Raw genomic sequence first — 26,373 nt, 5'->3', positions numbered from 1 at the left:
GGGCGAAAAAGGGCGCCATTATGCCTGATCGCGCAGCTCCGCGCGGTCGCGGAACTGTTCCAGGGCCTCGGGGTTGGCCAGGGCATCGGTATTGTTCACCGGCAAGCCATGGACCACGTTGCGGATCGCCAGCTCCACCAGCTTGCCGCTGATGGTGCGCGGGATGTCGCTGACCTGGACGATCACCGCCGGCACGTGGCGCGGTGTGGTGTACTGGCGGATGACCTGGCGGATGCGCTGGCGCAACGCATCGTCGAGCTGCAGGCCCTCGCGCAGGCGGACGAACAGGACCACGCGCACGTCGCCCTTCCAGTCCTGGCCGATGGCCACGCTTTCCAGCACCTGCTCGACCTTTTCCACCTGCCGGTAGATCTCCGCCGTGCCGATGCGCACGCCGCCGGGGTTGAGCACGGCGTCGGAGCGGCCATGGATCACCCAGCCGCCGCTCGGACGCTCCTCGGCATAGTCGCCCTGGGCCCAGATGCCGGGGTACTGGCTGAAATAGGCATCGCGGTAGCGGCTGCCGTCCTGGTCGCCCCAGAAGCCCAGCGGCATGCAAGGGAAGTTGCGGGTACAGACCAGCTCGCCTTTCTCGCCGGTCACCGGCTGGCCGTGCTCGTTCCACACCTCGACCGCCATGCCCAGCCCCTTGCACTGGATCTCGCCACGGCGCACCGGCAGCAGCGGGTTGCCGAGCACGAAGCAGGAAACGATGTCGGTACCGCCGGACATCGAGGCCAGGCACAGGTCGGCCTTGATCCTGCCGTAGACATAGTCGTAGCTGTGGGGCGACAGCGGCGAGCCGGTGGACATGAGCAGGCGCAGGCTGCCGAGGCGGTGGCTGCGGGCCGGTTCCAGGCCTTCCTGCTCAAGGGCGGCCAGGTATTTGGCGCTGGTGCCGAAGGCCTGGATGCCTTCGGCGTCGATCAAATCGAGCAGGCGCTCGGGGCCGGGATGGAAGGGCGAGCCGTCGTACAGCACCAGGGTGGCGCCGACCGCCAGGCCGCTGGCCAGCCAGTTCCACATCATCCAACCGCAGGTGGTGTAGTAGAACAGCACGTCGTTGGCCTTGAGGTCGTTGTGCAGGCCGTGTTCCTTCAAGTGCTGCAGCAGCACCCCGCCCGCACGGTGGACGATGCACTTGGGCACGCCGGTGGTACCGCTCGAATAGAGGATGTACAGCGGATGGTCGAAGGGCAGCGCCACGAAGCGCGGTTCGCCGCCGGCCTGGAAAAAGTCCTGCCACAGGCTGACACGCGGCGCGTGGAACTCCTCGGGACGTGTCTGCGTACGGGTATGGGGCACGACCAGCAGGTGTTCCAGGCCGGGCAACTGGGCGGTGACCTGGTTGATCTTCTCCACCTGGTCGATGGTCTTGCCGGCGTACTGGTAACCGGCACAGGCGATCAGCAGTTTCGGCGCGATCTGGCCGAAGCGGTCGATGATCCCGTGCAGGCCGAACTCCGGCGACGAGCTGGACCAGATCGCCCCGAGGCTGCTGCAGGCGAGCATGGCCACCAGGGTTTCCCAGGTGTTGGGCATCACCGCCGCGACCCGGTCGCCGACCTGGATGCCCGCTGCCTGGAGCGCCTTCTGCAGCCCGGCGACCTGGGCGGCCAGCTGGGCGTGGGTGAGTACCTGGCGGGTGCCGTCCTCGCGCACGGCGACCAGCGCCGGGCGGTCATCGCGCCGGTGCAGCAGGTGTTCGGCGTAGTTCAGGGTGGCCCCGACGAACCACTGAGCCTCGGGCATGCCTGGGCCTTCGTCCAGGACCTGGGTCGCAGGTGTGTGCCAGTTGACGTGAAAATACTCGGCGAGGGCCTGCCAGAAGGCCGGGCGCTGCTCGACGCTCCAGCGGTGCAGCGCGGCATAGTCGTTGAGCTGGAGGTTGAACCGCAGGTTGACCCGGCGGCGGAAGGCATCCATCCGGCTGGCCTCGACCTGCGCCGTGGTGGGGCGCCAGAGCACATCGTTCATGCCGAAACCTCCAATGCAATCGCAGGGCTTGCCCTAATGCTAGTCGGTCAAGCGCCCCTAAATGGCCGGATGCTCGCGCTTATTCAACTTTAGCCTTTTGCACATCCTCCGACGCCGACCACACCCGATAGCGCACCTCGACGCCCTCCGGCACGTACACCACCACGGGCAGCTTGCTGTTGTAGCGCAGCATGAAACCCTCGCCGACCACCGGCACGAAGGCCTCGGTCTGCTTGCCGTCGGGGCAGGCCATCAGGGTGGTGGCCGGACCGCCGACCTTTTCCAGGCGGTAGTAGCTGTAGCCCCAGCCTTCCAGGGTGTGCTCCTGGAGGCTGCCGGCCAGGCGCTGGCGGTTGCAGTCGACCATCAGGGTCTTGCCGGCCAGGATCTCCAACTGGTGCGCTGACTCGTCGGTTTGTGCCGGCAAGTGGATGACCTGGCGGGTGAAGCCTTTTTCTGCATCGGGATAGGGCGCGACGTCCTTGAGTTCGGCGGCCATCGCCGGTACGGCGCTGGCCAGGGTCAGGGAAAGGATTGCGGTGAATGGGATTGGGCGCATGGGGCCTCCTTGCAGATAAACGGATGCAAGACCGTGCCAGGCCCCGGCCGGCCCTTATTGGGCCAGCCAGCCGCCATCGACGTTCCAGGCGGCGCCGCGGACCTGGCTTCCGGCCTCGCTGCAGAGGAACAATATCAGTTCGCCGAGGTGCTGGGGTGTCACGAAGTCCAGCGAGGGCTGTTTTTCGGCCAACAGCTCACGCTGTGCCTGCTGCGCATCGCCGCTGGCCGCGGCGCGGTCGTCGATCTGTTTCTGCACCAGCGGCGTGAGTACCCAGCCTGGGCAAATGGCGTTGCAGGTGACGTTGCTGGTGGCGGTTTCCAGGCCGACCACCTTGGTCAGGCCCACCACCCCATGCTTGGCCGCCACGTAGGCGGCCTTGCCGGTGGAGCCGACCAGGCCATGCACCGAAGCGATGTTGACGATCCGCCCCCAGTTGCGCGCCCGCATGCCGGGCAGCGCCAGGCGGGTGCCATGGAACACCGCCGAGAGGTTGAGGGCGATGATCTTGTCCCAGGTCTCGACCGGGAACTGCTCCACCGGCGCCACGTGCTGGATGCCCGCGTTGTTGACCAGGATGTCGATACCGCCGAACTCGCGCTCGGCGAGGGCGAACAGCGCCTCGATCTGGGCCAGCTCGGACAGGTCCGCCGGGTGGTGGGCGACCTTGACGCCGTGGCGGGCGATGTCGGCGAGCGCTGGGGCCGGGTCACCGAAGCCGTTGAGCAGGATGTTCGCGCCCGCCGCGGCCAGCACCTGGGCGATGCCCAGGCCGATGCCACTGGTGGAACCGGTGACGAGTGCGGTCTTGCCTTTGAGTGTCATGCAGGAAGCTCCTTAGACGATGCCGGTGGCGTAGAAGGTGGCGATGACCACGAATACCGCCAGGGTCTTGATCAGGGTAATGCCGAAAATGTCCTTGTAGGCCTCGCGGTGGGTCAGCCCGGTCACGGCCAGCAGGGTGATCACCGCGCCGTTGTGCGGCAGGGTGTCCATGCCGCCGCTGGCCATGGCCGCCACCCGGTGCAGCACTTCGAGGGGAATGCCCGCGGCATTGGCGGCGGCGATGAAACTGTCGCTCATGGCTGCCAGGGCGATGCTCATGCCACCGGAGGCGGAGCCGGTGATGCCCGCCAGCAGGGTCACGGTGATCGCCTCGTTGACCAGCGGGTTGGGGATGCCGCGCAAGGCATCGGCCAGCACCAAAAAGCCCGGCAGCGAGGCGATCACCGCACCGAAGCCGTATTCCGAGGCGGTGTTCATCGCCGCCAGCAAGGCGCCGCCGACCGCGCTGCGGGTGCCGTCGGCCAGGCGCTGGCGGATGCTGCCGAAGGCGCACACCAGCACCATCAGGATGCCCACCAGCAGCGCCGCCTGTACTGCCCAGATGGCGGTCAGCTTGGCCACGTCGCTCTGCACCGGCGCGCTCATGCCCGGTAACTGCAGGGTGTGGCTGGCGCCGTACCACTGGGGGATCCAGTGGGTGAACAGCAGGTTCATCACGCCCACCAGGATCAGCGGCGAGAGGGCCAGCCAGGGGTTGGGCAGGGCTAGGTCTTCGGCGGTCTCGGGTTCGTTGCGCAGGTTCTTGCCGTAGCCTTCGCCGGCCCGCTGGGCCTTGTTGCGCTGGCGTTGCAGGTAGAGCATGCCGGTGCAGAACACGAACAACGTGCCGATCAGCCCCAGCCAGGGCGCGGCCCAGGCGGTGGTGTTGAAGAAGGTGCTGGGGATGATGTTCTGGATCTGCGGGGTGCCGGGCAGGGCGTCCATGGTGAAGGAGAACGCACCCAGGGCGATGGTCGCCGGGATCAGGCGCTTGGGGATGTCGCTCTGGCGGAACATCTCGGCGGCGAACGGGTACACCGCGAACACCACCACGAACAGCGAGACGCCGCCATAGGTGAGCAGCGCGCAGACCAGCACGATCACCAGCATGGCCTGGCGAGTGCCGAGTAGACGGATGGCGGCGGCGACGATCGAGCGCGAGAAGCCCGACAGTTCGATGAGCTTGCCGAATACCGCGCCGAGCAGGAACACCGGGAAGTACAGCTTGATGAAACCGACCATCTTTTCCATGAACACCCCGGTGAAGGCGGGCGCCACGGCGGACGGGTCGGTGAGCAGGACAGCGCCGAGGGCGGCGATGGGGGCGAAGAGGATCACGCTGTAGCCACGGTAGGCGGCCAGCATCAGCAGGGCCAAGGCGGCGAGGGCGATGAGCACGGTCATCGGGGAAGATCTCCTGGAGTGGGTCTTGTTTTTATCGGTGGCCGGGAGATAGCGGGAATCGTGCCAATTAATTAACTATATGATTTAAAAGGATTTTTACTGATTCGCCGAAAGGTGTGTCTCTGATTGGAGACCGGAGTCGCCTGCTTCGCGGGCAAGCCCGCCTCCACAGGGCCCTGCAAACCGCATCCTTTGTGGCCGGCTCGACCCCTGTGGAAGCCGGCTTGCCGGCGATGGGGCGTTAAGCGCCCCCAAGATCCGGCCCGGTCTCTATTTGGAGACGAACGTCTCTCTATTGAGACGAAACCCCCAGCGCCACCATCTTCTTGTACAGCGTAGAACGCCCCAACCCCAGCAACTTCGCAGCCTGCGGCACATTCCCGGCACACCCTGCCAATGCCTCGGCAATCAACGTGCGCTCGAACGCTTCACAGGCTTCCCGGTAGCCCAGCCGAACAGGCTCAACCGGCTCCAGCGGGCTCAACGGCCCGAGCGCCGAGCGCAGGTCGGCGGCTGTCAGCCGTGGCTGGTCGGCCAGCAAGGTCGCCCGCTCCAGCACGTTGCGCAGCTCGCGGATGTTCCCAGGCCACGCATGCCGGCCCAGTAACGCCAGGGCCTCGGGCTCCAGTTCGTACTGGCTGCCCAGTTCGGCGAGGATCGCCTCGCACAGGGCCGGCAGGTCCTCGAGGCGCTCGCGCAGCGGCGGTACCTGGATCGGCAGCACGTTGAGGCGGTAGTACAGGTCGGCGCGGAAGCTGCCACGGGCCATGGCGGCCTGCAGGTCGATAGAGGTGGCGGCGATGATCCGTACATCGCTGCGCAGCATCTGGTTGGAGCCTACCGGCTCGTACTCCTTCTCCTGCAGCACGCGCAACAGCTTGCTCTGCAGGGCCAGGGGCATGTCACCGATCTCGTCGAGAAACAGCGTGCCGCCTTCGGCCAGTTGCAGCTTGCCGCTGCGGCCCTTGCGGTCGGCGCCGGTGAAGGCGCCGGGTGCGGTGCCGAAGAACTCGGCCTCCAGCAAGGTCTCCGGGATCGCCGCGCTGTTGACGCTGACGAACGCCTTGTGCGCCCGTGGCGAGGCGGCGTGGATGGCATGGGCCAGCAGTTCCTTGCCGGTACCGGTCTCGCCCAGCAGCAACACTGGCGAGTCGCTACCCGCGCCACGCCGGGCCCGGCGCTTGGCCTCGAGGCTGGCGGCACTGCTGCCGACGAACTGGGCGAAGCTGTACTTGGCCTGTCGGGCGCGCAACTGCGAGCGCGTCGAGGCCAGTTCCTGCTGCATGCTCGAATAGCGCTTGAGCAGGGGCGAGAGGCTGCGCAGCTCGTCGAACAGGGCGAAGCCGATGGCGCCGATCAGCGTGCCCTGGTCGTCGTGGATCGGCAGGCGCATGACCACCAGCGGCTCGTTGGCCGTGTCGAGCATGTCGAGCAGGATCGGCCGGCCGTTGCTGACCACCTCGCGCATCAGGCTGCCGGGGATCACCGCCTCGCAGGGCTGGCCGATGGCACTGGCGGCGTCGGCCAGGCCGAAACGCCGGGCGTAGCGCTCGTTCATCCAGACGATGCGTGCCTGGCGGTCGACGATCACCGTGCCCTCGCTGGACTGTTCGATGATCTCGAACAGCGAGCGGATCGCCAGTTGCCGTACCTGGGGGTAGTCCTTGAGGCTGTCGCTTTCGTGCATGAGGTGGGCCTGTGGATGGCAGAGGCTGGATGATGAGTGTGGTCTGTGGGGCACTGACAACCTACCCCCGTGGATCGAACGCCTCGCGCATCGCATCGCCGATGAACACCAGCAACGACAAGATCAGCGCCAGGGCAAAGAAAGCGGTGAACCCCAGCCACGGCGCTTCCAGGTGCTGCTTGCCCTGGGTCACCAACTCGCCCAGCGAAGCGCTGCCGGCCGGCATGCCGAAGCCCAGGAAGTCCAGGGCGGTGAGGGTGGTGATGGCGCCGGTGAGCATGAATGGCACATAGGTCAGCGTGGCGTTCATGGCATTGGGCAGGATGTGCCGCAGCATCACCTGGCCATCCGCCAGCCCCAGGGCGCGGGCGGCCTTGACGTACTCCAGGTTGCGCCCCCGGAGGAACTCGGCGCGCACCACATCCACCAGCGCCAGCCAGGAGAACAGCGCCATGATCCCCAGCAACCACCAGAAATCCGGCTCGACGAAGCCGCTGAGGATGATCAGCAGGTACAGCACCGGCAGCCCCGACCACACCTCCAGCAAGCGCTGGCCGAGCAGGTCGACCCAGCCGCCATGGTAGCCCTGCAGGGCGCCGGCGGTGACGCCGATCAACACGCTCACCACGGTCAGGGCGAAGGCGAACAGCAGCGACACCCGTGTGCCGTACAGCACCCGCGCTAGCACGTCGCGGCCCTGGTCGTCGGTGCCCAGCCAGTTGCTCGCGCTCGGCGGGCTGGGCGTGGGCACCTGCAGGTCGTAGTTGGGCGTGTCGGCGCTGAACGGGATCGGCGCGAACAGCATCCAGCCCCCCTGGCCCTCGATCAACTGACGCACGTAGACACTGCGGTAGTCTGGCTGGAACGGCAACTGCCCGCCGAACTGCTGCTCGGTGTAGCGCTTGAGCGCCGGGGTGTAGAGCTCGCCCTGGTACGACAGCAACAGCGGCTTGTCGTTGGCCACCAGCTCCGCGCCGAGGCTCAACAGCAGCAGGCCGGCGAACAGCCACAGCGAGATCCAGCCCCGACGGTTGCGCCGAAAGCGCTGCAGGCGACGGCGGGCGATGGGCGACAGCATCAGTGCGCCCTCGTGTCGAAGTCGATGCGCGGATCGAGCAGGGTGTAGGCCAGATCGCCGAGCAGGCGGATCAACAGCCCCGCCAGGGTGAAGATGAACAAGGTGCCGAACACCACCGGATAATCCCGCGATACCGCTGCTTCGTAACTCATGCGTCCCAGGCCGTCGAGGGAGAAGATCACTTCGATCAGCAGGGAGCCGGCGAAGAACACCGTGATCAGCGCCTGGGGCAGGCCGGCCACCACCAGCAGCATGGCATTGCGCAGCACATGGCCATACAGCACCCGGCGCTCGCTCAGGCCCTTGGCCCGGGCGGTGACCACGTACTGGCGGGATATCTCATCGAGGAAGGCGTTCTTGGTCAGCAGGGTGAGGGTGGCGAAGCCGCCGATCACCAGGGCGCCGACCGGCAGCACCAGGTGCCAGAAGTAGTCGGCGAGCTTGCCCAGCAGGCTCAGCTGGTCGAAGTTGTCCGAGACCAGACCGCGCACCGGGAACCAGTTCAGCGAGGTGCCACCGGCGAACAGCACGATCAGCAACAGGGCGAACAGGAACGAGGGCAGGGCATAGCCGATCACGATCAGCGCGCTGCTCCAGGCGTCGAAGCGGCTGCCATGGTGCACCGCTTTGCGGATGCCCAGGGGGATGGACACCAGGTAGGTGATGAGCGTGGCCCAGAAGCCCAGCGACAGGGTCACCGGCAGTTTCTCCAGGATCAGGTCGGTGACCTTGGCACCACGGAAGAAGCTCTTGCCGAAGTCCAGCCGTGCGTATTGGCCGAGCATCAGCCACAGGCGCTCGGGGGCGGACTTGTCGAAGCCGTACTGGCGTTCGATCTGCGCGATCAGTTTCGGGTCCAGGCCGCGGCTGGCCCGGGACTCGCCGTGCACGGCTTCGCTGCGCGCGCCGGGTGCGCCGCCGCCGATGCCTTGCAGGCGCGCCACCGCCTGCTCCACCGGGCCACCCGGTGCGGCCTGGACGATGGCGAAGTTGACCAGCAGGATCGCCAGCAGGGTCGGCACGATCAGCAGCAGGCGGCGCAGGATGTAGGCGGTCATGGCGCAGTCTTCCGGCGTTCGGCCATCTGCTGGTTGGTCAGCGCCGTCGGGCTGACTTCCCACCAGGTGTCCAGGCCCTCGTCATAGGCGGCCTGCACCTTGGGCAGGCCGAAGCGGTTCCACCAGACCGTCGAGCTGCCCGGCGGATAGTAGTTGGGGATCCAGTAGTAGTTCCACTGCAGCACCCGATCCAGAGCGCGGGCGTGACGCAGCATGGCGGCCTGGCTGTCGGCGCGGACCAGGCCATCGAGGAGCCTGTCCACGGCCGGGTCGCGCAGCACCATCAGGTTGTTCGAGCCAGGGTCGGTGGCTGCCGCCGAGCCGAAGTAATTGTACAGCTCGGCGCCCGGCGACAGGGTGACCGGGTAGCCGGTGACGATCATGTCGTAGTCGCGGGCCATCAGGCGGTTGATGTACTGGGCCGAGTCGACGTTGCGAATGTTCAGGGTGATGCCGATCTGCGCCAGGTTGCGCTTCCAGGGCAGCACCAGGCGTTCCAGCCCGGCCTGGCCGTTGAGGAAGGTGAAGCTCAGGGGCTCGCCTTGGGCGTTGACCAAGCGATCGCCCTCGGGCCGCCAACCGGCGGACTGCAGCAGCGCCAGGGCCTGCAGCTGCTGAGGGCGGATAATGCCCGAACCGTCGGTGACCGGCGCCGTGAACACCTGCTCGAAGACCTCTTCGGGCACCTGGCCACGCAGCGGTTCGAGCAGCTTGAGTTCCTCGGCGTCGGGCAGCGCGCGGGCGGCCAACGGGGTATTGGAGAACACGCTCTGCTGGCGGATGTACAGGTTGCGCATCATCTGCCGGTTGCTCCACTCGAAGTCCCAGAGCATGGCCAAGGCCTGGCGTACGCGGCGGTCCTGGAACAGCGGCTTGCCGAGATTGAACACGAAGCCCTGGGCGTTCTGCGGCTTGGCCGGGCCGAGGTGGGCGCGTTGCAGGCGGCCGTCGTCGAGGGCTGCGCCGTTGTAGCCGATGGTATAGGCGGTGGCGGAGAATTCGCGGTTGTAGTCGTAGCCACCGCCGCGCAGGACCTGGCGCGCCACCTCGGTGTCGCCGAAGTATTCGATGCGGATGCGCTCGAAGTTGTAGCGCCCACGGTTGACCGGCAGGTCCTTGGCCCACCAGTGGGGATCGCGTTCGAAGGTGATGCTGCGGCCGTTGTCGATCCGCCCGATGCGGTAGGGGCCACTGCCCACCGGCTTGTCGAAGCCGGCACCGCTGGCGAAGTCGCGCGTCTGCCAGTCGTGTTCGGGCAGCACCGGCAGGCTGGCCAGGTCCAGGGGCAGGGTGCGGCCATGGGGCTGCCTGAAGTCGAAGCGCACCTGCCGTGGGTTTTCGACGGTCACCTTGGCGACGTCGGCGAACTGGGTGCGGAACTTGAGGCTGCCCTTGCTCATCAGCAGCTCGAAGGTGAAGCGCACGTCCTCGGCGCGCACCGGCTTGCCATCGGCGAAGGTGGCGCGCGGGTCGATCTCCAGGCGCAGCCAGGCATCGCCGGGGCCGCGCTCCATGCGTCGGGCGATCAGGCCGTAGACGGTGTAGGGCTCGTCATAGGCACGCACCGCCAACGGCGCATAGAGCCAGCCATCGACCTCGCTGACGCCGATGCCTTGGTCGATGTACGGCAGGATGTGGTCGAACTGGCCGATCTCCACCGCCGAACGACGCAGGCTGCCGCCCTTGGGGGCGTCGGGGTTGACGTAGTCGAAGTGGCGGAAGGATTCGGGGTAGCGCGGGGCTTGGCCATAGACGGTGAGGGCGTGGCTGGGCGTGGCCTGGGCGGTGATGGCCATGCACAGCAGTGCAAGGCAGGTCAGGAGCCGCAAGCAGCATTGCGCCTGCCCTGCAGCCCATCGCCGGCTTGCCGGCGATGGGGCGCGAAGCAGCCCCAGATGGCCGCTTGGCTGGCCGGCATGGGAGCGAGCCCGCCCCCACGGGAGACAGCACCGGCAACGGTGAATCAGTCCTGGCGGCTGGTCACTTCCAACAGGTGGTAGCCGAACTGGGTCTTGACCGGGCCTTGCACGGTGTTGAGCGGGGCGCTGAACACGACGGTGTCGAACTCGCGGACCATCTGGCCCGGGCCGAACGAGCCCAGGTCGCCGCCCTGGCGGCTGGACGGGCAGGTGGAGTTGGCTTTGGCGACTTCGGCGAAGTCGGCACCCGCTTCGATCTGCGCTTTCAGTTCGTTGCACTTCTCTTCGGTGCTGACCAGGATGTGGCGGGCAGTGGCTCGGGCCATGGGAAACTACTCCTTGGGTGAAAAAGGCAAGCCTAGCGCACTTGTCCGCGAAATGTCTCGCAAGGCTTGCCACAAGATACCTACAAGCGTTCCGCAGCCTGGCGCAGCAGCGCCTCGGTCGAACGCCAGCCCAGGCAGCCGTCGGTGATCGACACGCCATACTTCAACGGGCCCTTGCCCAGGGCTTGGCAGCCGTCGAACAGATGGCTCTCGAGCATCACCCCGACGATCGAGCGATCGCCCGCCAGGCGCTGGCCCAGCACATCCTCGAACACCGCTGGCTGGCGCGCCGGGTCCTTGCCGCTGTTGGCGTGGCTGCAATCGACCATGATCCGCGCCGCCAGCCCGGCCTTGACCAGGCCCTGGCGCGCCTGGGCGATGCTCGCCGCATCGTGGTTCGGGCCCTGGTGGCCGCCGCGCAGCACCAGGTGGGTATCGGGGTTGCCCAGGGTCTCGATGATCGCTGGGTAGCCCTGGGCATCCATGCCGAAATGGCGATGCGGGTGGGCGGCGCTGCGCATGGCGTCGCAGGCGATACCCACGCCGCCGTCGGTGCCGTTCTTGAAGCCGACCGGCAGCGCCAGGCCGCTGACCATCTCGCGGTGGATCTGCGACTCGGTGGTGCGCGCGCCAATGGCGGCCCAGCCGAGCAGGTCGTCGAAGTAGCCAGCGGCCATCGGCTGCAGCAGTTCGGTGGCGACCGGCAGGCCGCGCTCGAGCATGCCCAGCATCAGCCCGCGGGACAGGGCGATGCCGGCGTGCATGTCGTCGCTGCCGTCCAGGTGCGGATCGTATGCCAGGCCTTTCCAGCCGACCGTGGTGCGGGGTTTCTCGACATAGGCGCGCATCACCAGCAGCAGCTTGTCGTCGACCTCACGGCTGAGCTGGGCAAGGCAGTCGGCGTATTCCAGGGCCGAGCGTGGGTCGTGGATCGAACACGGGCCGACGATCACCAGCAGACGTGGGTCGCGGCCTTCGAGGATGGCGCGGATGGCCTGGCGCTGGGCGTGGACCTGCTGGGCGAGTTCGTTGGCGAGTGGCATCTGCTGCTTGAGCAGGTGGGGGCTGGGCAGACGCTGGCTGACGGCGGTGTTGGCAGCCTGGGGCTGGTTCAGGGGCAGGGCGAGCGAAGAGGATTGCATGGCGTTTTTCCCTGGGCGGACGGCGGGTTCGGGCCCGCGCGGTCGGCCCTATCGAGGTGTTCGACAAATATTCGGAGTGCTGTGCACAGCGTTGCCACCAGTGGTCGACCGAACGGAGGCGGCAGGCTGGCCCGAACGGGATTGGCTAAATCGCCAGGCGTAGGTGTCGGCGTAGGAGTAGGTGGCGTAGTTCATGGATCTGTCCTCGGTATGAATCGGTGTTTTTTCAGGCCCTGGAAACGCAAAACCCCCAGTCGGGGGGCCGACCGGGGGTTTGAGTATTCTCGTGTTCGGCGGCCCCTCGAAGGTGGGCGCCGTGTGGGTATCAGCGGCGCCTAGTGGCTAAACCAATACCCAAAATAAAAGCTGGCAACGACCTGGCGACCGGCAACGGCCAGCACTGGGCGCGGGGTGCGACCGGTGTGGTTGGCGTGGTTGCGAAGGCTGTGGGTCATGATGCTCTCCAGTGAATGGTCCCGAGCTTACTGCACCTTTAGCGTTGCGTTCAATGGATAAATGCTATGGCGTTGATTGGCAGCTGCAAGCTGCAAGAAAAAGCAGACGGCGCCTGTACGAGCCGAGCACAGCCCTGACATTCTGCGCCGATCAGCTTGTAGCTTGCAGCTCGGTTAAAGCGGGTAGTGCTTCAGCTCCCGCGCGATCAGCATCCGCTGGATCTCGCTCGAGCCTTCGTAGATCTGGGTGATCCGCGCGTCCCGGTAGTAGCGCTCCACCGGATAGTCCTCCAGGTAGCCATACCCGCCATGCACCTGGATCGCCATGGAACACACCCGCTCGGCCATCTCAGAGGCGAACAGCTTGGCCTGGGACGCCTCGGACAGGCATGGCTTGCCGGCACTGCGCAGGCGCGCGGCATGCAGGATCAGCAAGCGTGCGGCATTGACCTGGACCTGCATGTCGGCCAACAGGTTGGCGATGCTCTGGTGCTCGGCGATCGGCTTGCCGAACTGCACGCGATCGCGGGCGTAGGCCAAGGCCGCCTCGAACGCGGCACGGGCGATCCCCAGCGCCTGGGCGGCGATGCCGATGCGCCCACCCTCGAGGTTGGACAGGGCGATGGCCAGGCCCTTGCCGCGCTCGCCGAGCAGGTTGGCGGCGGGGATGCGGCAGTCGTCCAGGGTCACCGCGCAGGTGTCGGAGGCGCGGATGCCCATCTTGTGCTCGCTGCGGTCGACCTTGAAGCCCGGGTTGTCGGTGGGTACCAGGAAGGCCGACAGGCCCTTCTTGCCCAGCTCCGGGTCAGTGACCGCGAAGACGATAGCCAGCCCCGCGCGGCGGGCATTGCTGACGAACTGCTTGGCCCCGTTGATCACCCAGTGGCCATCCACCAGCTCGGCGCGGGTCCGCAGGTTGTGGGCCTCGGAGCCGGCCTGGGGCTCGGTCAGGCAGAAACAGCCGATCACCTCGCCACTGGCCAGGCGTGGCAGCCAGGCCTGCTGCTGCTCGGGTGTGCCGTAGGCCAGCAGTGGGCCGCAACCCACCGAGTTGTGGATGCTCATCAGGGCACCGGTGGCACCATCGCCTGCCGCGATTTCCTCCACCGCCAGGGCGTAGGCGACATAGTCGGTGTAGCTACCGCCGAAGTCCTCCGGCACGATCATGCCGAGCAGGCCCAGCTCACCCATCTTGCGCACCACGCCATCGTCGATCCAGCCGGCCTTCTCCCAGGCCTGGGCATGGGGCGCGATCTCGCCACGGGCGAAGTCCCGGGCCATGTCGCGGATCATGATCTGTTCTTCGCTCAGTTCCACGTCTTGCATCTGTGTACTCCCCGGCTCACAGGCCTTCGAAGAATTGTTCGACCCGCTGGCGCGTCAGCCCGGCGAGGGTCGGCGGGTTCCAGCGTGGCTGCTTGTCCTTGTCGATGATCAGGGCGCGCACGCCCTCGATGATGTCGCCATGCGCGAACCACTGGCGATCCAGGTGCAGTTCCATGGCGAAGCACTCCTCCAGGCCCAGGTGCCGGCCACGGCGCAGCATCTCCAGGGTAACCGCCATGGCCAGGGGCGAGCGGCTTTCCAGCTGGTCGGCAGTGGCCAGGGCCCAGGGATGGCTGTCGCCGATGCTCACGGCGCGCAGTTGCTCGATGATGCTGGGCAGGTCGGGCAGGGCGAAGAAGTGGTCGATCACCGGGCGCAGCTTGGCCAGGGGCGCATCGTCCAGCACCTGGGTGCCGAGCTTGGCGAGCAGCCCCTGCAAGTCCTTGAGCGGATGGTCGCTGAAGCTCAGGCGGTCGAGGGCGGCATCCAGGGCGGTGATCTTCTCGCTGGGCAGGTACCAGTCGGCCAGGCCGCAGTACAACGCATCGGCAGCCTGGACCTGGGTACCGCTGACCCCGAGGTAGGTACCCAGCTCCCCTGGCAGGCGCGAGAGGAAGTAGCTGCCGCCTACGTCGGGGAAGTAGCCGATGGCCACCTCCGGCATGCCCAGGCGGCTGCGTTCGGTGACCACGCGCAGGTCGGCGCCCTGGGCCAGGCCCATGCCGCCGCCCAGGGTGAAGCCGTCCATCAGCACCAGCACCGGCTTGCGGTAGCGGTGGATGCACAGGTCCAGGGCGTATTCCTCGACGAAGAAGGTGCTGTGCAAGGCATTGCCGGCCTTGAAGCTGTCGTGCAGCGAGCGGATGTCGCCACCGGCGCAGAAGCCCTTGGGGCCTTCGCCGCGCAGCACCACGGCATGCACCTGCGGATCCTGCGCCCAGTGGTCGAAGTGCTGCCGCAGGCTGCGCACCATGTCGAGGGTCAGGGCATTGAGGCCGGCGGGGCGGTTGAGGGTGAGGTGGCCAATGTGGTTGCGAACTTCGGCCAGGACATGCTCCGTTGCCGAGGTTTGAGCGTGCGCGGTCATCGCGTTCTCCCTGCTTTGTTATTGATTTTCCAAGTGAAGTCTGGAGTTCGCTGGAGGATCGCAGGATCCTGGCATGCGAATTTGCGCGGCACAATCGGCAAATCTGCAGGGTGTTCCTGCATTTTTGCCTTATGGGTGCCGCCTCCGGACCGGGTATTGCCACTTTAGCCCTGTGACACGGGCGAACAAGGTACTACTTTCGTGGATAGGCCATCGGGATGGCAGGCTGCTCCGTTCGATCGGAGCGGCCTGCGCCGGCTCACCCTGAAGGGTGATGGTCGAGCCGTGCGCTGCGTGAAACAATCCTGGCCACGATAACCCTGGCGGGGAACAAGAACATGAGCAAAGACCGGCTGAAATCGCCCGACTGGTACGCGCAGATGGCCCGTGTCATCGATGCCATCGGTACGCCCGGCTTCGTCGAGGCCCTGTTCGCCGCGCTCAACTGCCTGGCCCCCTCCCAGGCCATCACCGTCTTCCTCTACCCACGCAAGGGGCTGCCTTCGGCGCTGTTCGAGAAGGACGAAGAAGGGCCCTGGCTGCCCGAGGGCAATGTGCAGAAGTACCTCGACGGCTACTACCTGCTGTGCCCGTTCTACCGCGCCTGCATGGACGGCATCGCACCCGGTTGCTATCGCCTGAGCGATGTCGCCCCCGACCATTTCAAGCGCAGCGAGTACTACCTGTCGTTCTACCAGCACGCACACCTGGAGGACGAACTCAACTACATCGTCCCCCTCGGTGCGCACCTGTCCATCGCTGTGGCCCTGGGCAGCACCCGGCGCCTGGCCAGCCAGCAGGTCGGCGATCTCAAGTGCGTGGCCCCCTGGGTGCAGGCGGTGGTGCAGCGGCACTGGGGGCACCTGGATGCCGACGCGTTGGGTTGGCGCTTCGAAAGCGCCCTGGGCCGGCAGATCAACGCGGCGCTGAACAACTTCGGTTCGTCCTTGCTGACCGAGCGCGAGTGTCGCGTCGCCCAGTACCTGCTGCGCGGCCACTCGACCCGCTCCCTGGCCGAGCGCCTGGGCATCAGCGAAGACACGGTCAAGACCCACCGCAAGAACCTCTACACCAAGCTGGACATCGCCAAGCAGTCCGAGCTGTTCTCCTTGTTCATCGACGCCCTGGCCCAGGCCCAGGAAGGCTTGAGCAAGGACCCGCTGGAAAGTTACCTGCGAAGGCGCTGAGCCACCGCATCACCTTACCCGAACCACCACAACGACCGGCCGCCACGGCGGCCGGTAGGGAGTCCTGCGTGCATACATTGAGCGATTGGCAGCAGCGTGCTGCACGGCAAAGCTTCATCGACACGGCCCTGATCGACGGCCGCCCCGTGGCCGCCCGCTCGGGCGTCACCTTCGAGGCGATCAACCCGGCGACCAACCAGCTACTGGCCCAGGTCGCCGCCTGCGGCGAGGCGGAGATCGACCAGGCGGTGCGCGTGGCCCGTCGCGCCTTCGAACAGGGGCCTTGGGCGCGCATGGCACCGACGGCGCGCAAGCGCGTACTGCTGCGCCTGGCCGAGCTGATGCTGGCCCACCGCGAGGAACTGGCGCTGCTCGATTCGCTGAACATGGGCAAGCCGGTGATGGATGCCTACAACATCGACGTGCCCGGCGCGGCCAATGTCTTCGCCTGGTACGGCGAGGCGCTGGACAAGCTCTACGACCAGGTGGCGCCCACCGCTGCCGATGCCCTGGCCACCATCACCCGTGAGGCCCTGGGTGTGGTCGGCGCGGTGGTGCCGTGGAACTTTCCGCTGGACATGGCCGCCTGGAAGGTCGCCCCGGCGCTGGCCGCCGGCAACAGCGTGGTGCTCAAGCCGGCCGAGCAATCGCCGTTCTCGGCCCTGCGCCTGGCCGAGCTGGCCCTGGAGGCCGGGCTGCCCGAGGGCGTGCTGAACGTGGTACCCGGCCTGGGCGAGCAGGCCGGGCGTGCGCTGGGCCTGCACCCGGACGTGGATTGCCTGGTGTTCACCGGCTCCACCCAGGTGGGCAAGTACTTCATGCAGTATTCGGCGCAATCCAACCTCAAGCAGGTGTGGCTGGAATGCGGCGGCAAGAGCCCGAACCTGGTGTTCGACGACTGCCGCGACCTGGACCTGGCGGCCGAAAAGGCGGCCTTCGGCATCTTCTTCAACCAGGGCGAGGTGTGCTCGGCCAACTCCCGGCTGTACGTGCAGCGCTCGATCCACGACGCATTCGTCGAGCGCCTGCTGGCCAAGGCCCGCGACTGGCTGCCGGGCGACCCGCTGGACCCGGCCAGCCGCGCCGGGGCCATCGTCGATGCCGGGCAGAGCGCCCGTATCTGCGCCGCCATCGAACAGGCCAGGGCCGACGGTGCACGCCTGCTGTGCGGCGGTGAGCGCCTGCGTATCAACGGCTCGGACAACTTCATCGCCCCGACCGTGTTCAGCGACGTGCAGCCGGGCATGGCCCTGGCCCGCGAGGAGATCTTCGGCCCGGTGCTGGCGATCAGCGCCTTCGACGACGAGGACGAAGCCGTGCGCCAGGCTAACGACAGCGTCTACGGCCTGGCCGCCTCGGTGTGGAGCGACGACCTCAACCGTGCCCATCGCGTGGCTCGGCGCCTGAAGGCCGGCACCGTGTCGGTCAACACCGTCGATGCCCTGGACGTGGCGGTGCCCTTCGGCGGCGGCCGCCAGTCCGGCTTCGGTCGCGACCTCTCGCTGCACGCCTTCGACAAATACACCCAACTGAAGACCACCTGGTTCCAACTGCGCTGATACCCCTCCACGGAGAACAACAATGAACGCTTCTTTCCAGCCTCAACGCGAAACCCGTGACTACCAGTCCGCCGACGCCGCCCACCACATCCATGCCTTCCTCGACCAGAAGGCGCTCAACGCCGAAGGCCCACGGGTCATCGTCCGTGGCGAGGGCCTGCACCTGTGGGACAACGACGGCAAGCGCTACCTGGACGGCATGTCCGGCCTGTGGTGCACCCAGCTCGGCTACGGCCGCAAGGACCTGACCGCCGCCGCTGCCGCGCAAATGGACCAGTTGCCGTACTACAACATGTTCTTCCACACCACTCACCCGGCGGTGATCGAACTGTCCGAACTGCTGTTCAGCCTGCTGCCGGGGCACTACAGCCACGCGATCTACACCAACTCGGGCTCCGAATCCAACGAGGTGCTGATCCGTACCGTGCGCCGCTACTGGCAGGTGGTTGGCCAGCCGAGCAAGAAGATCATGATCGGCCGCTGGAACGGCTACCACGGCTCGACCCTGGCGGCCACTGCGCTGGGCGGAATGAAGTTCATGCACGAGATGGGTGGCTTGATCCCTGACGTTGCGCACATCGACGAGCCGTACTGGTACGCCGAAGGGGGCGACCTGAGCCCGGCCGAGTTCGGTCGCCGCTGTGCTTTGCAACTGGAGGAGAAGATCCTCGAGCTGGGCGCCGAGAATGTCGCCGGCTTCATCGCCGAGCCGTTCCAGGGCGCCGGTGGCATGATCTTCCCGCCGGAAAGCTACTGGCCCGAGATCCAGCGCATCTGCCGCCAGTATGACGTGCTGCTGTGCGCCGACGAGGTGATCGGCGGCTTCGGCCGTACCGGCGAATGGTTCGCCCACCAGCACTTTGGCTTCGAGCCGGACACCCTGTCCATCGCCAAGGGCCTGACCTCCGGCTACGTGCCCATGGGCGGGCTGGTGCTGAGCAAGCGCATCGCCGAGGCGCTGGTGGAGCGGGGCGGGGTGTTCGCCCACGGCCTGACCTATTCCGGCCACCCGGTGGCGGCGGCGGTGGCCATCGCCAACCTCAAGGCCTTGCGCGACGAAGGCATCGTGCGCCGGGTCAAGGACGATACCGGCCCCTACCTGCAGCGTTGCCTGCGCGAGGTGTTCGGCGAACATCCGCTGATCGGCGAGATCCAGGGCACCGGGCTGGTGGCGGCGTTGCAGTTCGCCGAGGACAAGGCCACCCGCAAGCGCTACGCCAACGAGAACGACCTGGCCTGGCAGTGCCGGACCTATGGCTTCGAGGAAGGGGTGATCATTCGCTCGACCCTGGGGCGGATGATCATGGCGCCGGCGCTGGTGGCCAGCCGCGGCGATATCGATGAGCTGGTGGAGAAGACCCGGATCGCCGTGGACCGTACCGCGCGGGGGCTGGGGCTGCTGTAAGAAGGGGCCGTTTGGCGGGCCATCGCCGACAAGCCGGCTCCCAGATATAGCGCCACCCTGAAGTTGAGCGCTATCTCTGCTGGAAGCCGGCTTGCCGGCGATGGGCTGCAAAGCAGCCCAGTCTTCACAATTCTTCACAAATATATCAAATGAGACAAAATTGACTCATTGAGGTTTCACCCATATCATTCGGGCCGTTTTTATCGAAGGCTCGGGTGAATCATGAGCAATTTGCGTGCAATAGGGATGGCCGGCTGCCTGGCCATGACGGTCGTCCTGGCCGGCTGCGACCAGGCCGAAACGCCACCGGCGGCGGAAGTGGCCTATCCGGTGGAAACCGTCACGGTGGCCAGCGAGCCGCTGGCCCTGGCCTCGACCTTGCCAGGCCGGGTCGAACCGATGCGGGTGGCGGAAGTCCGCGCCCGGGTGGCCGGCATCGTCCTGCACAAGCGCTTCGAGGAAGGGGCCGACGTCAAGGCCGGGGACGTGCTGTTCCAGATCGACCCGGCACCGTTCAAGGCGGCCCTGTCGCGCGCCGAAGGCGAGCTGGCGCGGGCACGCTCGGTCATGCTCGAGGCCCAGGCCAGGGCGCGCCGCTACGCGCCACTGGTGAAGATCCAGGCGGTCAGCCAGCAGGACTTCGACACGGCCAGCGCCGACCTGCACAGCGCCCAGGCCACGGTGCGCTCGGCCCAGGCGGATGTCGAAAGCGCGCGCCTGAACCTGGGCTACGCCACGGTCAAGGCACCGATCTCCGGACGTATCGGCCGTGCCCTGGTCACCGAAGGGGCGCTGGTCGGGCAGGGCGATGCCACGCTGATGGCGCGCATCCAGCAGCTCGATCCGATCTACGTCGATTTCACCCAGCCGGCCGCCGAGGCCCTGCGCTTGCGCCAGGCGCTCAAGGACGGTGTGCTCGCCGCGGGCGACGACCAGGCGCTCAGCGTGCGGGTCGAGGGCACCGACTATGAGCGCCAGGGCTCGCTGCTGTTCACCGACGTGGCGGTGGACCGTGGTACCGGCCAGGTGATCCTGCGGGGGCGCTTCGACAATGCCGACGGTATTCTCCTGCCCGGCATGTATGTGCGCGTGCGCACCCCGCAGGGCACCGACCACCAGGCCATCCTCGTGCCACAACGCGCCGTGCGGCGCGGCAGCGATGGCGAGGCACGGGTCATGCTGGTGGGGACCGACGGCCTGGCCGAGGCGCGCGAGGTGCGCACCGGCGCCATGCACGGCGCCCGCTGGCAGATCACCGAGGGCCTGCGCCCGGGCGACCAGGTCATCGTCGGCAGCCCGGCCGGTCTTGCGCCGGGCATGCCGGTGTCGCCGGCCCAGGTACAACAGGCCGCGGCGCGGTGAGGCGGGGGTAAGCACAGATGTCCAGGTTCTTCATCGAACGGCCGAACTTCGCCTGGGTCGTGGCGTTGTTCATTTCCCTGGCGGGCTTGCTGGTGATCCCGTCGTTGCCGGTGGCCCAGTACCCCAACGTGGCGCCGCCACAGATCACCATCACCGCCACCTACCCTGGCGCTTCGGCGAAAGTGCTCGTGGAGTCGGTGACCAGCATCATCGAGGAGTCGCTCAACGGCGCCAAGCACCTGCTGTACTTCGAATCCACCAACAACGCCAATGGCATCGCCGAGGTGGTGGTGACCTTCGAGCCCGGCACCGATCCGGAGCTGGCCCAGGTCGACGTGCAGAACCGCCTGAAGAAGGCCGAGGCACGCATGCCGCAGGCCGTGACCACCCAGGGTATCGAGGTGGAACAGACCAGCGCGGGCTTCTTGCTGGTCTATGCGCTGAGCTACAAGGAGGGCGCCGGTCGCAGCGACACCACAGCCTTGGGCGACTACGCCGCGCGCAACATCAACAACGAGCTGCGCCGGGTGCCGGGCGTCGGCAAGCTGCAGTTCTTCTCCTCGGAAGCGGCCATGCGCGTATGGGTCGATCCGCAGAAGCTGGTGGGCTATGGCCTGTCCATCGACGACGTGGGCAACGCCATCCGTGGGCAGAACGTGCAAGTGCCCGCCGGCAGCTTCGGCAGCGCACCCGGCAGCAGCGAGCAGGAACTGACCGCGACCCTGGCGGTGCACGGCACCCTGGACGACCCCGAGGCCTTCGGCCGCATCGTCCTGCGCGCCAACCCGGACGGCTCCCAGGTGCGCCTGGCCGATGTGGCGCGCCTGGAGGTCGGCCTGGAGAGCTACAACTTCTCCTCGCGCCTCGATGGCAAGCCGGCGGTGGCCGGTGCGGTGCAACTGGCGCCGGGCGCCAACGCCCTGCAGACCGCCGCGCTGGTCAAGGAGCGCCTGGCCGAGCTGTCGGCGTTCTTCCCCGAGGGCGTCGAGTATTCCGTGCCCTACGACACCTCGCGCTTTGTCGACGTGGCCATCGAGAAGGTCATCCATACCTTGATCGAAGCCATGGTCCTGGTGTTCCTGGTGATGTTCCTGTTCCTGCAGAACATCCGCTACACCTTGATCCCGTCGATCGTGGTGCCGGTGTGCCTGCTCGGTACCTTGATGGTCATGAAGCTGCTGGGGTTCTCGGTGAACATGATGACCATGTTCGGCATGGTCCTGGCTATCGGCATCCTGGTGGACGACGCCATCGTGGTGGTGGAGAACGTCGAGCGGATCATGGCCGAGGAGGGCCTGGCACCAGGGGCCGCGACCATCAAGGCGATGGGGCAGGTGTCCGGGGCGATCATCGGCATCACCCTGGTGTTGGCGGCGGTGTTCCTGCCGCTGGCGTTCATGTCTGGCTCGGTGGGCGTGATCTACCAGCAGTTCTCCCTGTCCCTGGCGGTGTCGATCCTGTTCTCCGGGTTCCTGGCCCTGACCTTCACCCCGGCGTTGTGCGCCACGCTGCTCAAGCCGATCCCCCAGGGCCACCATGAGAAGCGCGGCTTCTTCGGCGCCTTCAACCGTGGGTTTGCCCGGCTGACCGAACGCTACTCGGGCATGAACAGCGCGCTGGTCAAGCGCGCCGGGCGCTACATGTTGGTCTATGCCGGGATCGTCGCCATGCTCGGCTACTTCTACCTGCGCCTGCCGGAGTCGTTCGTGCCGGTGGAGGACCAGGGCTATGCCATCGTCGACGTGCAGTTGCCGCCGGGCGCCAGCCGCGTGCGAACCGACGCCACCGGCCAGGCCCTGGAGCAATTCCTTATGTCGCGCGAGGCGTTGGCGTCGGCTTTCCTGGTCAGCGGTTTCAGTTTCTCCGGCATGGGCGAGAACGCCGCATTGGCCTTCCCGACCTTCAAGGACTGGTCCGAACGCAGTGCCGAGCAATCGGCGGACGCCGAGGCGGCGGCGGTCAATGCGCACTTCGCCGGGCACGGCGACGGCACCATCACCGCGGTCAACCCACCGCCGATCGATGGCCTGGGCAATGCCGGCGGCTTCTCCCTGCGCCTGTTGGACCGTGGCGGGCTTGGCCGCGAGGCCCTGCTGGCGGCGCGTGACCGCTTGCTGGCGCAGGCCAACGGCAACCCGGTGATCCTCTACGCGATGATGGAAGGCCTGGCCGAGGCACCGCAACTGCGGCTGGAGATCGACCGGGAGAAGGCCCGCACCCTGGGCGTGACCTTCGAAACCATCAACAGCACGCTGTCCGCCGCCTTCGGCTCCCAAGTGATCAACGACTTCAGCAACGCCGGCCGCCAGCAGCGGGTGGTGGTGCAGGCCGAGCAGGGCGAGCGCATGACCCCGGAAAGCGTGCTGCGCCTCTATGCCCCCAATGCCGATGGCCAGCAGGTGCCGTTCAGTGCCTTCGTCAGTACCCGTTGGGAGGAGGGGCCGGTGCAGATCGTGCGCTACAACGGCTACCCGGCGATCCGCATCACCGGCGACGCGGCGCCGGGCTACAGCACCGGCCAGGCGATGGCCGAGCTGGAGCGTCTGGTCGGCGAGTTGCCGGAGGGCATCGGCTACGCTTGGACGGGCCTGTCGTACCAGGAGAAGGTCTCCAGCGGCCAGGCCAGCCAGTTGTTCGCCCTGGCCATCCTGGTGGTGTTCCTGTTGTTGGTGGCGCTGTACGAGAGTTGGTCGATCCCGCTGACGGTGATGCTGATCGTGCCGATCGGCGCCCTGGGCTCGGTGTTGGCGGTGATGGCCACCGGCCTGCCCAACGATGTGTACTTCAAGGTCGGCCTGATCACCATCATCGGCCTGGCGGCGAAGAACGCCATCCTCATCGTCGAGTTCGCCAAGGCGCTGCGGGAGCAGGGCCGTGGCCTGCGCGAGGCGGCCATCGAGGCTGCACGCCTGCGTTTGCGGCCAATCGTCATGACCTCCATGGCGTTCATCCTCGGCGTGGTGCCCCTGGCCATCGCCACCGGGGCCGGCGCGGCCAGCCAGCGGGCGATCGGCACCGGGGTGATCGGCGGCATGCTCAGCGCCACCTTGCTGGGAGTGGTGTTCGTGCCTATCTGCTTTGTCTGGGTATTGTCGCTGCTAAGGCGCAGGGGTGTGCAAAGCGAGCGTGCGACCGAGATCGAGCACCCGTAACGGCTCCTTTGGTTGGGAAATCCAACCGCTTCGGCCCCTGGACCTGGTGTTCAGGGGCCTTTTTTGTGCCTGGCAGTCTTTGGGGCTGCAAAGCAGCCCCATGCCCACCATCAAGCCCTGGCTTGCGCCCCTTGCAGGAACAATTGCTCCAGCGCCTGCGCCGAGTTGGCACTGGCCGCCCGCCCGCGCCGCTCGGCATCGACCATGCCGTAGATCATGCTGAGGAACATCTCGGTGAACACCGCCGCGCTGATGTCGATGCGCAGTGCCCCCAACTGCTGGGCACGCAGGAAGAAAGCGTCCATCGCCTGGGTGTAGGCACGCCAGCGCTGGTTGTCGCCGCCAAGCAGCGTGTCCGGGCGGTACTGGAACATCAGGAACACCAGCATCTCGCGGTGCTTGAGGTGTTCGGCGATCAGGTGGCGCAGCCCCGCCAGCGGATCGGCGTGCTCCAGGTCGGCCTTGCCGATGACCTCGTTGAGTACCTGCTCGCCGTGGTGCTCGAGCATGTTCACCAGGTTGTCGCGGGTGCCGCAGAAACGGTGCAGGGTGGCCTTGCTGACGCCGGCCGCTTCGGCCAGCGCCTTCAGGGTGGCCCGGGGGTGGACGACGAGGGCATGGGCCAATGCCTTGAGCAGGCGTTCGTCGTGGGGCGTGGGGTGCATCGGGAGGCCTCGCGTTGCTCGCATTCATCGCATTGTGCAGAAATTGCGGGTAGCTTCAACTCATTCGGGCAAGAAAGGTGTCATTTGAGACATTCTGGTTCCGTGCCTGGCCAAAAACGCAGGCATGGGGCTGGGGATTACCCAGCCCCATGCACAAGGCACTTTCAGTCAGCGCAGAACCCTGCGGCTCAATGCGGTGCGCGCACGATGGTCTTGAGCAGGTCTTCCGGGCTGATGTGCCCGACCACCTGGCCCACGGCGCTGCCCGGGGTCGGCAGGTCGAGGATGTGGTCCTTGATCTTGCCGATCACATGCATCTCGCAGGGCTTGCAGTCGAACTTCAGGGTCAGGACCTCATCGCCATGCACCAGTTGCATCGGCGCGACCTTGGTGCGCACGCCGGTGACGCCCTTGGCTTGCTTGGGGCAGAGGTTGAAGGAGAAACGCAGGCAGTGCTTGGTGATCATCACCGGCACTTCGCCGTGTTCCTCGTGGGCCTCGAACGCCGCGTCGATCAACTCCACCCCATGGCGCTGGTAGAAGTCGCGGGCCTTCTGGTTGTAGACGTTGGCCAGGAACGACAGGTGCGACTCGGGGTAGACCGGCGGTGGGTCGGTCTCGGCCTTGCGCCGGCCGCGAGGGTGGGCCTTGATCCGTGCCTCGGTCAGCGCCTCGATGGCCGAGCGGCGCAGGGCCTTGAGCTGCGAGTTGGGGATGAAGTACGCCTGGGGCGCGTCCAGCGCGATGGCGGTGGCGTGGTACTGGGTGGTGCCCAGTTGGCCGAGCAGGTCGTGCAACTGCTCGAGGGCCTGCTGCGGCTTGTTGGCCACGCCGAACGGGCCGTCCAGGGCGACCTGCACGCTGACACCTTCCTCGCTGGTGGCGGTCAGTTCCAGGCGCGCCTCGCGCAGCACGGCGTTCCAGGCCACGCCGACACGGCGCTCGGCAGAGGTGCGCAGCAGCGCCTGCTGCCAGTTGTGGTCCAGGTTGCGCGACAGCGGGTGGTTCGGGCGCAGGCGGTGCAGGCCCTCGGGCATCTCGTTGGGCTCGACGCGGTAGCGGTAGCGCTTCTGGCCGTCTTCCCCGAATTCGCCCCTGGGCTCGGCGATGTTGGCACGAAAACCCACCACCTCGCGCTTGACCAGTACGTTGAGGCCGTCGCCGTTGGTCAGCGGCACCTCGGTGAGCACCTGCAGGTCACGCTTGCCGACCTTTTCCACCACGCCCACCGGCAGGCCGGTGAAGGTCGGCGAGTCGAAGGCGCCGATGTCGATCTTGCGCGCACTGACGAAATAGTCGGTGCTGCCACGGTGGAAGGTCTTGTCCGGGTCTGGCACGAAGAAATGCTCGGTACGCCCGCTGGAGGCGCGGGCCAGGTCCGGGCGGTCGTCGAGGATGGCATCGAGCAGTTGGCGGTAATGGGCGGTGATGTTCTTCACGTAGCCCATGTCCTTGTAGCGGCCCTCGATCTTGAACGAACGCACGCCGGCGTCCACCAGGGCGCGCAGGTTGGCGCTCTGGTTGTTGTCCTTCATCGACAGCAGATGCTTTTCGAAGGCGACCACGCGGCCTTGGTCGTCCTTGAGGGTGTAGGGCAGGCGGCAGGCCTGGGAGCAGTCGCCGCGGTTGGCGCTGCGGCCGGTCTGCGCATGGGAGATGTTGCACTGGCCGGAGAAGGCCACGCACAGGGCGCCATGGATGAAGAACTCGATGGCCGCCTCGGTCTCGTCGGCGATGGCGCGGATCTGCTGCAGGTTCAGCTCGCGGGCCAGGACCAGCTGCGAGAAACCGGCCTGGTCGAGGAACCTGGCCCGCTCCAGGGTGCGGATGTCGGTCTGGGTGCTGGCGTGCAGCTCGATCGGCGGGATGTCCAGCTCCATCACCCCCAGGTCCTGGACGATCAGCGCGTCGACGCCGGCGTCGTACAGCTGCTGGATCAGCTGGCGGGCCGGTTCGAGCTCGTTGTCGTGGAGGATGGTGTTGAGGGTGGTGAATACCCGCGCGTGGTAGCGATGGGCGAACTCCACCAGTTGGGCGATATCGCTGACTTCGTTGCAGGCATTGTGGCGTGCGCCGAAGCTCGGGCCGCCGATATAGATGGCATCCGCGCCGTGCAGGATCGCCTCGCGGGCGATGGCCACGTCACGGGCAGGGCTGAGCAGTTCCAGGTGGTTCTTTGGAAGGGACATGTCGTTATGGT

19 protein-coding genes are annotated in these 26,373 nt (G+C 66.8%); 5 read left to right on the top strand and 14 right to left on the bottom strand.

Features of this window, described 5'->3' with window-relative positions; translation table 11 throughout:
- Nucleotides 1-18: 18 nt before the first annotated feature.
- The 12 genes from WCE05_RS07895 to WCE05_RS07840 form a co-directional block, all read right to left on the bottom strand.
- Nucleotides 19-1,977, bottom strand: coding sequence for an acetoacetate--CoA ligase (locus tag WCE05_RS07895; protein ID WP_368815709.1), 1,959 nt, complete (start codon nucleotides 1,975-1,977; stop codon nucleotides 19-21).
- Nucleotides 1,978-2,056: 79 nt separating this feature from the next.
- Nucleotides 2,057-2,536: a serine protease inhibitor ecotin gene (eco, locus tag WCE05_RS07890; protein WP_253090799.1), complete on the bottom strand. Its 480-nt coding sequence runs from the start codon at nucleotides 2,534-2,536 to the stop codon at nucleotides 2,057-2,059.
- Between the two features lie 54 nt (nucleotides 2,537-2,590).
- The gene (gene hbdH / locus WCE05_RS07885; RefSeq protein ID WP_368815708.1) at nucleotides 2,591-3,361 is read right to left on the bottom strand and encodes a 3-hydroxybutyrate dehydrogenase; all 771 of its coding nucleotides are present in this window, start codon (nucleotides 3,359-3,361) and stop codon (nucleotides 2,591-2,593) included.
- A 12-nt stretch (nucleotides 3,362-3,373) separates the two neighbouring features.
- Nucleotides 3,374-4,765, bottom strand: coding sequence for a GntP family permease (locus WCE05_RS07880; protein WP_225787839.1), 1,392 nt, complete (start codon nucleotides 4,763-4,765; stop codon nucleotides 3,374-3,376).
- A gap of 292 nt (nucleotides 4,766-5,057) precedes the next feature.
- A complete protein-coding gene (locus WCE05_RS07875) occupies nucleotides 5,058-6,452 on the bottom strand; it encodes a sigma-54-dependent Fis family transcriptional regulator (protein WP_253090798.1) in 1,395 nt (464 codons plus the stop codon).
- 61 nt (nucleotides 6,453-6,513) lie between these two features.
- The gene (locus WCE05_RS07870) at nucleotides 6,514-7,530 is read right to left on the bottom strand and encodes an ABC transporter permease (protein ID WP_225787837.1); all 1,017 of its coding nucleotides are present in this window, start codon (nucleotides 7,528-7,530) and stop codon (nucleotides 6,514-6,516) included.
- Nucleotides 7,530-8,588: a microcin C ABC transporter permease YejB gene (locus tag WCE05_RS07865; RefSeq protein ID WP_225787836.1), complete on the bottom strand. Its 1,059-nt coding sequence runs from the start codon at nucleotides 8,586-8,588 to the stop codon at nucleotides 7,530-7,532. Before WCE05_RS07865 ends, WCE05_RS07870 begins: the two co-directional genes overlap by 1 nt.
- Nucleotides 8,585-10,384, bottom strand: coding sequence for an extracellular solute-binding protein (locus WCE05_RS07860; RefSeq protein WP_225787835.1), 1,800 nt, complete (start codon nucleotides 10,382-10,384; stop codon nucleotides 8,585-8,587). Before WCE05_RS07860 ends, WCE05_RS07865 begins: the two co-directional genes overlap by 4 nt.
- Nucleotides 10,385-10,551: 167 nt before the next feature.
- A complete protein-coding gene (locus tag WCE05_RS07855; protein WP_225787834.1) occupies nucleotides 10,552-10,833 on the bottom strand; it encodes a peptidylprolyl isomerase in 282 nt (93 codons plus the stop codon).
- 80 nt (nucleotides 10,834-10,913) lie between these two features.
- Nucleotides 10,914-11,975 carry a 3-deoxy-7-phosphoheptulonate synthase gene (locus WCE05_RS07850; protein WP_368815707.1) on the bottom strand — a complete coding sequence of 354 codons (1,062 nt, stop codon included), beginning with the start codon at nucleotides 11,973-11,975 and terminating at the stop codon, nucleotides 10,914-10,916.
- A 629-nt stretch (nucleotides 11,976-12,604) separates the two neighbouring features.
- Nucleotides 12,605-13,756 carry an acyl-CoA dehydrogenase family protein gene (locus tag WCE05_RS07845; RefSeq protein ID WP_253080126.1) on the bottom strand — a complete coding sequence of 384 codons (1,152 nt, stop codon included), beginning with the start codon at nucleotides 13,754-13,756 and terminating at the stop codon, nucleotides 12,605-12,607.
- 16 nt (nucleotides 13,757-13,772) lie between these two features.
- On the bottom strand, nucleotides 13,773-14,843 hold the full coding sequence (locus tag WCE05_RS07840) for an enoyl-CoA hydratase/isomerase family protein (RefSeq protein WP_253090797.1): 1,071 nt from the start codon (nucleotides 14,841-14,843) through the stop codon (nucleotides 13,773-13,775).
- 338 nt (nucleotides 14,844-15,181) lie between these two features.
- On the opposite strand from WCE05_RS07840, the gene WCE05_RS07835 reads away from it, so the two are divergent.
- From WCE05_RS07835 to WCE05_RS07815, 5 genes are all read left to right on the top strand, one after another.
- Nucleotides 15,182-16,030: a LuxR C-terminal-related transcriptional regulator gene (locus WCE05_RS07835; RefSeq protein ID WP_368815706.1), complete on the top strand. Its 849-nt coding sequence runs from the start codon at nucleotides 15,182-15,184 to the stop codon at nucleotides 16,028-16,030.
- Nucleotides 16,031-16,098: 68 nt separating this feature from the next.
- Nucleotides 16,099-17,589: an aldehyde dehydrogenase gene (locus tag WCE05_RS07830; RefSeq protein WP_225787829.1), complete on the top strand. Its 1,491-nt coding sequence runs from the start codon at nucleotides 16,099-16,101 to the stop codon at nucleotides 17,587-17,589.
- 22 nt (nucleotides 17,590-17,611) lie between these two features.
- The gene (locus tag WCE05_RS07825) at nucleotides 17,612-18,994 is read left to right on the top strand and encodes an aspartate aminotransferase family protein (protein WP_225787828.1); all 1,383 of its coding nucleotides are present in this window, start codon (nucleotides 17,612-17,614) and stop codon (nucleotides 18,992-18,994) included.
- 222 nt (nucleotides 18,995-19,216) lie between these two features.
- A complete protein-coding gene (locus WCE05_RS07820; protein WP_368815705.1) occupies nucleotides 19,217-20,356 on the top strand; it encodes a MexC family multidrug efflux RND transporter periplasmic adaptor subunit in 1,140 nt (379 codons plus the stop codon).
- A gap of 17 nt (nucleotides 20,357-20,373) precedes the next feature.
- Nucleotides 20,374-23,508 (top strand): multidrug efflux RND transporter permease subunit, encoded by a 3,135-nt coding sequence (locus WCE05_RS07815; RefSeq protein WP_368815704.1) that lies wholly within the window; start codon nucleotides 20,374-20,376, stop codon nucleotides 23,506-23,508.
- Between the two features lie 110 nt (nucleotides 23,509-23,618).
- Here WCE05_RS07815 and WCE05_RS07810 read toward each other — a convergent pair whose 3' ends face one another.
- Together WCE05_RS07810 and WCE05_RS07805 are read right to left on the bottom strand one after the other, a co-directional pair.
- Nucleotides 23,619-24,173: a TetR/AcrR family transcriptional regulator gene (locus WCE05_RS07810; protein WP_225787825.1), complete on the bottom strand. Its 555-nt coding sequence runs from the start codon at nucleotides 24,171-24,173 to the stop codon at nucleotides 23,619-23,621.
- A 188-nt stretch (nucleotides 24,174-24,361) separates the two neighbouring features.
- Nucleotides 24,362-26,362 (bottom strand): U32 family peptidase, encoded by a 2,001-nt coding sequence (locus WCE05_RS07805; RefSeq protein WP_368815703.1) that lies wholly within the window; start codon nucleotides 26,360-26,362, stop codon nucleotides 24,362-24,364.
- Nucleotides 26,363-26,373 lie beyond the last annotated feature (11 nt).

This window comes from Pseudomonas sp. I2, assembly GCF_040984075.1.
Classification (GTDB): domain Bacteria; phylum Pseudomonadota; class Gammaproteobacteria; order Pseudomonadales; family Pseudomonadaceae; genus Aquipseudomonas; species Aquipseudomonas guariconensis_B.
The sequence above is the reverse complement of the archived record's forward strand: the minus strand, read 5'-3'. Positions and strand labels throughout refer to the sequence as shown.

Bases quoted from the DNA above. Each gene is read 5' to 3' on its own strand.
- WCE05_RS07895 (WP_368815709.1), bottom strand. From the start codon at position 1,977: ATGAACGATGTGCTCTGGCGCCCCACCACGGCGCAGGTCGAGGCCAGC.
- WCE05_RS07840 (WP_253090797.1), bottom strand. From the start codon at position 14,843: ATGACCGCGCACGCTCAAACCTCGGCAACGGAGCATGTCCTGGCCGAA.
- WCE05_RS07805 (WP_368815703.1), bottom strand. From the start codon at position 26,362: ATGTCCCTTCCAAAGAACCACCTGGAACTGCTCAGCCCTGCCCGTGAC.
- WCE05_RS07870 (WP_225787837.1), bottom strand. From the start codon at position 7,530: ATGCTGTCGCCCATCGCCCGCCGTCGCCTGCAGCGCTTTCGGCGCAAC.
- WCE05_RS07880 (WP_225787839.1), bottom strand. From the start codon at position 4,765: ATGACCGTGCTCATCGCCCTCGCCGCCTTGGCCCTGCTGATGCTGGCC.
- WCE05_RS07815 (WP_368815704.1), top strand. From the start codon at position 20,374: ATGTCCAGGTTCTTCATCGAACGGCCGAACTTCGCCTGGGTCGTGGCG.
- WCE05_RS07835 (WP_368815706.1), top strand. From the start codon at position 15,182: ATGAGCAAAGACCGGCTGAAATCGCCCGACTGGTACGCGCAGATGGCC.
- WCE05_RS07850 (WP_368815707.1), bottom strand. From the start codon at position 11,975: ATGCAATCCTCTTCGCTCGCCCTGCCCCTGAACCAGCCCCAGGCTGCC.
- WCE05_RS07820 (WP_368815705.1), top strand. From the start codon at position 19,217: ATGAGCAATTTGCGTGCAATAGGGATGGCCGGCTGCCTGGCCATGACG.
- WCE05_RS07845 (WP_253080126.1), bottom strand. From the start codon at position 13,756: ATGCAAGACGTGGAACTGAGCGAAGAACAGATCATGATCCGCGACATG.
- WCE05_RS07825 (WP_225787828.1), top strand. From the start codon at position 17,612: ATGAACGCTTCTTTCCAGCCTCAACGCGAAACCCGTGACTACCAGTCC.
- eco (WP_253090799.1), bottom strand. From the start codon at position 2,536: ATGCGCCCAATCCCATTCACCGCAATCCTTTCCCTGACCCTGGCCAGC.
- WCE05_RS07810 (WP_225787825.1), bottom strand. From the start codon at position 24,173: ATGCACCCCACGCCCCACGACGAACGCCTGCTCAAGGCATTGGCCCAT.
- WCE05_RS07855 (WP_225787834.1), bottom strand. From the start codon at position 10,833: ATGGCCCGAGCCACTGCCCGCCACATCCTGGTCAGCACCGAAGAGAAG.
- WCE05_RS07865 (WP_225787836.1), bottom strand. From the start codon at position 8,588: ATGACCGCCTACATCCTGCGCCGCCTGCTGCTGATCGTGCCGACCCTG.
- WCE05_RS07875 (WP_253090798.1), bottom strand. From the start codon at position 6,452: ATGCACGAAAGCGACAGCCTCAAGGACTACCCCCAGGTACGGCAACTG.
- hbdH (WP_368815708.1), bottom strand. From the start codon at position 3,361: ATGACACTCAAAGGCAAGACCGCACTCGTCACCGGTTCCACCAGTGGC.
- WCE05_RS07860 (WP_225787835.1), bottom strand. From the start codon at position 10,384: ATGGCCATCACCGCCCAGGCCACGCCCAGCCACGCCCTCACCGTCTAT.